Origin of the sequence: Nonomuraea lactucae (assembly GCF_003313395.1) — a bacterium.
GTDB classification, from domain to species: domain Bacteria; phylum Actinomycetota; class Actinomycetes; order Streptosporangiales; family Streptosporangiaceae; genus Nonomuraea; species Nonomuraea lactucae.
Window position 1 is genome coordinate 1 of sequence record NZ_QNFZ01000761.1, and the last position, 4,384, is coordinate 4,384.

General features: G+C 73.7%; 7 protein-coding genes. 3 read left to right on the top strand and 4 right to left on the bottom strand.

Going from position 1 to position 4,384, the window contains the following annotated elements:
- A partial coding sequence (locus DQW85_RS26910) for an HD domain-containing protein (RefSeq protein ID WP_113702721.1) occupies positions 1 to 559 on the top strand: 559 nt, incomplete at its 5' end.
- Positions 560 to 1,134: 575 nt separating this feature from the next.
- Here the strand turns inward: DQW85_RS26910 and DQW85_RS26915 are convergent.
- Complete coding sequence (locus tag DQW85_RS26915; protein ID WP_113702716.1) at positions 1,135 to 1,422, bottom strand: DUF4031 domain-containing protein; 288 nt, start codon at positions 1,420 to 1,422, stop codon at positions 1,135 to 1,137.
- Positions 1,419 to 2,171 carry an HAD family hydrolase gene (locus DQW85_RS26920; RefSeq protein WP_113702717.1) on the bottom strand — a complete coding sequence of 251 codons (753 nt, stop codon included), beginning with the start codon at positions 2,169 to 2,171 and terminating at the stop codon, positions 1,419 to 1,421. The genes DQW85_RS26915 and DQW85_RS26920 overlap by 4 nt, the downstream gene beginning before the upstream one ends.
- A 116-nt stretch (positions 2,172 to 2,287) precedes the next feature.
- Here DQW85_RS26920 and DQW85_RS26925 point away from each other — a divergent pair, with 116 nt between their 5' ends.
- The gene (locus DQW85_RS26925) at positions 2,288 to 2,941 is read left to right on the top strand and encodes an alpha/beta fold hydrolase (protein ID WP_240197450.1); all 654 of its coding nucleotides are present in this window, start codon (positions 2,288 to 2,290) and stop codon (positions 2,939 to 2,941) included.
- Positions 2,942 to 3,002: 61 nt separating this feature from the next.
- Here DQW85_RS26925 and DQW85_RS26930 read toward each other — a convergent pair whose 3' ends face one another.
- Both DQW85_RS26930 and DQW85_RS26935 read right to left on the bottom strand, forming a co-directional pair.
- The gene (locus tag DQW85_RS26930) at positions 3,003 to 3,206 is read right to left on the bottom strand and encodes a hypothetical protein (protein WP_162795409.1); all 204 of its coding nucleotides are present in this window, start codon (positions 3,204 to 3,206) and stop codon (positions 3,003 to 3,005) included.
- Between the two features lie 71 nt (positions 3,207 to 3,277).
- A complete protein-coding gene (locus DQW85_RS26935; RefSeq protein ID WP_113702720.1) occupies positions 3,278 to 3,967 on the bottom strand; it encodes a sulfotransferase family protein in 690 nt (229 codons plus the stop codon).
- A 190-nt stretch (positions 3,968 to 4,157) separates the two neighbouring features.
- Between DQW85_RS26935 and DQW85_RS26940 the strand changes: the two genes are divergently transcribed.
- Positions 4,158 to 4,384: hypothetical protein (locus DQW85_RS26940; protein WP_476703617.1), on the top strand; the 227-nt coding region annotated here is incomplete at its 3' end.

Below are 4,384 nucleotides of genomic sequence, written 5' to 3' on the forward strand. Positions count from 1 at the left end.
TCCACGACGCCGTCTACGACGGCAGGCCAGGCTGGCGGGGGCGGCTGACGACCCGGTCGCGGTGCGGCTGGCGGCCTGGTTCCACGACGCCGTCTACGACGGCAGGCCAGGCTGGGACGAGGAGCGCAGCGCCTGGCTGGCCCTGTCGCGGCTGCCCCGCTGCGGGGTGCCTGCCGCGCGCGTCGCCGAGGTGGCCCGGCTGGTACGGCTGACCGCCGCGCACGACCGGCTGGCCCCGGACGACGCGAACGGGGCGGTCCTGTGTGACGCCGACCTGGCGGTCCTGGGCAGCCCCGGCCCCCACGGCCCCCACGGCCCCGACGGTCACGGCGATTACGACGGCTATGCGGCCCGGATCCGCGAGGAGTACGCGCACGTGCCCGACGACCTGTTCAGGCTGGGCCGGGCCGAGGTGCTGCGCAGGCTGCTGGCCGTACCACGGCTCTACCGGACCCCTGAGGCGTACGAGCTGTGGGAGGAACGGGCACGCGCGAACATGAGCCGCGAGCTGGCGTCGCTCACGACGGACCAGATGAGGGCGGGCCGGTCCCGGGAATAGGAGCGCCGGCCTCCCTCAGCGCAGTGGGCCGTTGCGTCAGCGGCGAGCTCGACCTGAGTGCGGTCGCGGGCGGTGACCTGATGGGCGGTGACCGCTTCGCTGATGGCGACCTGCCGTTCGGCTGGAGCCAATGGGACCTCGATCTTGGCCGGTCCGTGTGGGTGTTCGAGAAGGACGCGCTCAGCGGCGACGGTGGGTTCGGCGAGCCGATCGCCACGGCGTTGAGGGCGGTCTCGGCTGCTACCGATGGCCCGCGGCGGGCTGCGTCCGGGGCGGACCTCGCACGCGTGCTCGCCGCGCACGGCGACCTCCTGGACCAGGTCGACGGTGATGAGCTGCTGGGAGTGGTGGAGTTGCTCCTGCGGATCGGTACGGACGGAACATTGCTCGATGCGATGCGCGCCGCCACGTGGACCAGGGGCGGCGCCGAAGACCTCGTCGCCCTCCCAGCCCGGGTCGAGGTGCAGCCGGAGTGGGACAGGGCCCTGGGCCGGGTTCCCGATCCCCGGCTACGTGACCACCTCCGGAGAGACCACCAGCATCTGGTCAGGCAGGACAGGGCAGTCGAGGTGGGGTCAGGACGGGTCCGGGGTGGGCCGGGGGCGGCGCTTGCGGTGGCGGAGGCCGGCGGCGACGAGGCGGCGCAGCAGCTCGCGCGAGCTCACCGCCTGCGCGCCCAGCTCGACGGCCCGCGCGTGGACGGTCTCCGGCACGTCGTAGTGGTCGCGGTCGAACGCCCGCACCGGCACCCCGAGCAGCCCCGCGAAGGCGTGCAGCTCGGCCAGGGAGTGGTCGCTGACCAGGTGCGACCACATGAGGCCGCGCGGCCCAGGCCAGTGCGGGGGGTCGATGAGCACCGTCACGGCGTCAAGCGTAGGACCCTGCCCCGCACGTCCAGCTCGCCGAGGTCGGTCACGACCAGGTCGGCGCCGCGTTCGCGCAGCTCGGCCGCCCGGCCCGCCCGGTCGACCGCGATCACCAGGCCGAAGCCGCCCTTGCGGCCCGCCTCGATGCCGGGCAGCGCCGCCTCGACCACGGCGGCCTTGGCCGCGGGGACGTCCAGCCGCCGCGTCGCCTCGTGGAACAGCGCTGGGTCGGGCTTGCCCGGCAGGTTGAGCAGGGCCGCGTCGCCGCCGTCGACCACCAGGTGGAACAGGTGGGCCACGCCGGCCGAGGTGACCAGCTTGCGGCCGTGCAGGCTGGCCGTGACGGCCGCGGTGCGCGCGCCCCTGCGGCGCAGCTCGTGCAGGAGCGCCACGGCGGACGGGAAGGCGGCCACGCCGTACTTGTCCACCTGGGCGACGAAGATCCGGTCCTTGGCGCGGCCCAGTCCGTGGACGGTGGGCGTGCCCGGCTCGTCGTCCGGGGCTCCCTCGGGCAGCTCGATGCCGCGCGAGGCGAGGAACGTTCGGACACCGTCGAGGCGCGGTCGCCCGTCCACGTGGCGCAGGTAGTCGGCCTCGATGTCGAAGGGGGCCGATCGGCCGCGGAGGAACGCGTCGAAGACGTGCTTCCAGGCGGCCGCGTGGCCCCGTGCGGTGTCGGTCACCACGCCGTCGCTGTCGAACACGACGGCGCTGATCGCGGTCAGGTCGATGGCGGGCTCGTTCACACTTGTGAACGTAACCGCATTACCAGGCGACCGGTAGCTTCTCCACGCCGTGGACGACGGCGAGCTTCCCGAACGGTGGCGCTATGGCGTGCGGCCGTCTGCCCGTGGGGTGCCTCGTGCGGCGCGTGCCCGGTGCGCGGGCCTTGGCGCGGTTGCTGGTCCACCACCTCGGCCACCGGAAGGTCACCCTCGTGGGACACGACCGCGGCGCCCGCGTCGCCCACCGCTACGCCCTCGACCACCCGGGGGAGGTGGACCGTCTGGTGGTCATGGACATCATCCCGACTCGTGAGATGTGGCGCCGGTTCGACATGGACTCGGGCTTCGCGCGCAGCACCTGGCACTGGACGTTCCACCTGCAGCCCGACCTGCCGGAACGGCTGGCGGGCGCCGACGTGGCGTGGTATCTCGGCTACTTCTTCGAGAGGTGGACGGTCCAGCGGGCGGGCGTCCAGGAGGCTGTCGACGAGTACGTGCGCGCCTTCAGCAGACCCGGCGCGCTGCGGGCCGGGTTCGACGACTACCGCGCGTCCTTCCCGGCCGATGCCGAGCACGACGACGCCGACTGGACCGCAGGGCGCCGCCTGACCATGCCGGTGCTCGCGCTCTGGGGCGCGGCCGGCCTGCCCGCCCGCGTTCCGGTGCTCGACATCTGGCGGGAATACGCCGACGACGTCGAAGGCGCGGAGATCCCCGACTGCGGCCACTTCCTCGCCGAAGAACAACCGGATGCCGTCCTCACCCATCTGACCGGCTTCCTGGCCAAATAGCCCGCACCGCACGGCACACGGGCTGCGGCCACTCGGCCCGGAGACCTGCCGGATCGGCCCGTCATCCCGGAGGGCACGGGGCAGGGCCGGGGGCCAACCGGGCCATCGCCGCCGCCATGGGGTCGCCGGCCAGCTCGCGGAGCTGGTCGGCGAAGGCGAGCGCCTGCTCGGCCGTCAGCCTCGGCTCGGTGCCGACGTAGAACACCACGATGTCGCCCAGCGGCGAGCGCATGGCGGTGAACGGGAGTGGAGCGGAGATCACCATGATGGGGATCATCCTGTCGCACCGCACGGACAATTCCGGGGGACGCGTGGGGCACGGGCCGGGGTGCGGGGTCAGTGGCCGCGCAGGATCAGGCGCAGGAGCCGGCGGGGTCGCTTGCGTCGGAACGCCGCGCGCTCGTTGACCTGGGGAAAGGGCTCGTCGGGAACGGGGAGCCCGAGGAAGCCGCAGAGCGGCGCCCAGCCCTCGCGGACGTCGTAGACCAGCAGCCGCTCGGGCGGGATCGCGGCCTTGACCTCGTCGGCGTGCCGCTCGAAGACCTCGACGGCGTGCGCCCGGTCGTCGATGCGCCCGCCGAAGACGCGGTCCACGACCGTCGCCCTGGCCATGCGCGGGTAGAGGGCGAAGTCCGGGGCCCGCCGGGCCACCAGCCACCGGATCAGCCTGCGGCGGAAGGGCAGCGGACGGCGTTCGGCCAGGGCACTGGCGAAGACGGTGGAGGCGACGCTGTCGTACCACTGCCCGGGATCGCGGACCGTGAGGACGACCTTGGCGTCGGGATAGTGCTCGGCGAGCTCCCGCCAGTAGGCGGCGGCGGGCCAGTCGGCCGTCGCGCGGAAACCGGCGAACACCGCGTCCCAGTCGCGGGAGCGGCCCTCCCCGATGTCGAGCCACTGCCGGACCCGGCGCGGCTGGTCGATCACCACGGACATGTGGTAGCAGGGGCCGTACCCCAGCAGCTCCAGCGCGGCCTTCAGTGACGCCGTGCCCGTCCGGCCGAAGCCCGCGCCGATCACCTTCACCGCCGTGCTCCTCCCTGCCGCGGGGCGGCCCCGGTCCGGGCCGCCCGTCTCTGATCGGTTTCTGATGTGCGGTGTCTAGGTTCGCGTCCACGTACGCGCCACGTACGCGATGGCCGACAAGCCGGTTGTACGCCGACGGTCCGCCGCGCACAACCGGCTGGACCGGAAGACGAGAGCAGAGGAGCCGAACATGCGCGATCCCGCCCAGCCGCTCTTCCCGCGGCCCCTCCTCGACGCGCTGCGGGATTCCCCCGCCACCCCGGCCTTCGAGCACGGGTCACGGGTCGTGTCCCGGGGAGAGCTGCTGGAGAGCGTCCGCCGGCTGGCGGGCGCCATGCGCGCGGCCGGGCTGGGGCCGGGGTGCGGCCTGGCCGTCCGGACCGGGGTCTCGCCGGAGGCGTTCGCCGCGCACATGGC

Coding starts and splice junctions, on each gene's coding strand:
- DQW85_RS26930 (WP_162795409.1), bottom strand. CDS start 3,206: ATGGTGATCTCCGCTCCACTCCCGTTCACCGCCATGCGCTCGCCGCTG.